Here is a 1,558-nt window from a genome sequence, read left to right as displayed (position 1 = left end):
GTGCTTATGCTTCCTGTTGGCATGAAGTGCGAAGCCATCTCCTTCGTGTTTTTCGATGGCTAAGATCTAATATATTTTGTGTGCGTACAATTGACCTAAAAGGATTTTTCAATGGCTACTTCGGATTTTTACGTTTCTGCCGTCAACTACAATAGCGATGAAACCCATATCGCTAAGCTGAAAGTTCATGAGGTTAAGGTCGGGTCGGATACCTTGCAGCCTGCTCAGGAGATGACGCGTCCTAAGGTCATCGAGCTTATCGAGAAAGGGAAGAAATTCACCACAATTATCAGGAAGTCAGATGGAAATTGGGCTATCGGCGCACCGCTTCAGATCGCTCCTGTTACGACGAAATATCTGAAGACGAAGAGTGATCAGACTACGAAGGACAACTTGGAAAATCTGCCTTCTTTCTAGATCGCAGTTAGAGTGCATGGTCTCGGCGATCAGTCGGGGCCATGCCACTCACTCTTAGCTATTAGACTGATGGCGCAGACAGCTGCCTAGCATCGCTAGTGTGATCTGACTCTTTGCGTGCAGGAACCGTTCTCAAAGTCCAGGACTCGGCATCTACTTGCTTCACCCATCCCGAACCGTTTGGTTGATTCGCAGCGGTGGATGTGGGCATTCCACCCTTTTCACAGGGCGAGATTCTAGATGTGAGGATTTCCTAAGCAAGCGATTCGCGCCAGGCCATAACTTCATTTAAATAGATCAGAGGGAATTGATGATGTCTTCCACTTCGGCCAGTAAAAATAAGGTCAGGTTGATCGTGGCTTTTCAGTGCAATGATGGAATCATGCTGCCTTTGGAGCAACAGACTCAGATCTATTGGGTCGTGCATGACGTGTATCCATTTCAGTTCGTTTGCAGCGGAGATACCGCCGAAGAGGCCATGAGAGTGGCGCGCGAAGAATGTGGCTGCTACTTCGCCGGGGATCCAGAAGATGTGCGGATTGGAATGAATATCTAGAGTGCGCTAGTCAGGTCATTGTTCATCAGTTCTTCCTTGCGTGCCTTTCTGGGCCGCGCGCTCCCTTGCTAGAATTTTATTCGGTGAAGGAGGGATTTTTACTGGTGTCCCGTCTTCATTGAATCCGCTAAGCGGCACATCGGCAATGCCTTGGTTTTGCCAAAGTTTATAGCCAGGAATCGCTAGATTTCCTCGGTTGGCTTGCCAGTGCTCAATGCAGACTTGGGTGGCCAAGTCTGCTTCCTTCTTTGCGTCGTCTACTGGCAGCCGATTCAAGGCCGCAATAAAAGCACTATTCCAAAATTTCTCGATCTTCATCACCGCTCCGATTTCCTGTCTTTCTGGTAATAGCAGAGCAGCGCGGGCTGTCAAGGTTTGATCTTGTTGTGACATAATGAATGGCAGCACTATCGGATAAGCGGCAATCATCCGCAAGATTATTAATCATTGCCGGTCCTGCCTTGGTTCACTCTCGACGCGCTTCTCTGCCTCTGATGGATAGGGCGCAAGGACCGTGTTTTGTGGACCCAAGGGGCAGCTCGCCCTCATGAATTGCGGACCCGAATTTGTCATTCGACCGATGAC

Annotated in this window: 3 protein-coding genes; 2 read left to right on the top strand and 1 reads right to left on the bottom strand. The window is 49.1% G+C overall.

From position 1 onward, the window contains the following. The first annotated feature begins 111 nt into the window (after window positions 1-111). Both ACFQ6N_RS40725 and ACFQ6N_RS40720 read left to right on the top strand, forming a co-directional pair. Complete coding sequence (locus ACFQ6N_RS40725) at window positions 112-417, top strand: DUF3892 domain-containing protein (RefSeq protein WP_380659184.1); 306 nt, start codon at window positions 112-114, stop codon at window positions 415-417. A gap of 313 nt (window positions 418-730) precedes the next feature. Beyond that, entirely contained in the window at window positions 731-973 is a 243-nt protein-coding gene (locus ACFQ6N_RS40720) for a hypothetical protein (protein ID WP_231353053.1), read from the top strand. 15 nt (window positions 974-988) lie between these two features. Here ACFQ6N_RS40720 and ACFQ6N_RS40715 read toward each other — a convergent pair whose 3' ends face one another. Then, a complete protein-coding gene (locus tag ACFQ6N_RS40715; RefSeq protein ID WP_231522219.1) occupies window positions 989-1,402 on the bottom strand; it encodes a hypothetical protein in 414 nt (137 codons plus the stop codon). Window positions 1,403-1,558: the final 156 nt, after the last annotated feature.

The organism is Kitasatospora sp. NPDC056446 (genome assembly GCF_042796115.1).
In the GTDB taxonomy this organism is placed as follows: Bacteria; Actinomycetota; Actinomycetes; order Streptomycetales; family Streptomycetaceae; genus Kitasatospora.
The sequence above is the reverse complement of the archived record's forward strand: the minus strand, read 5'-3'. Positions and strand labels throughout refer to the sequence as shown.

What these genes read in the sequence shown, in the direction of transcription:
- ACFQ6N_RS40725 (WP_380659184.1), top strand. Translation starts at nt 112, where the DNA reads ATGGCTACTTCGGATTTTTACGTTTCTGCCGTCAACTACAATAGCGAT.
- ACFQ6N_RS40720 (WP_231353053.1), top strand. Translation starts at nt 731, where the DNA reads ATGTCTTCCACTTCGGCCAGTAAAAATAAGGTCAGGTTGATCGTGGCT.
- ACFQ6N_RS40715 (WP_231522219.1), bottom strand. Translation starts at nt 1,402, where the DNA reads ATGATTGCCGCTTATCCGATAGTGCTGCCATTCATTATGTCACAACAA.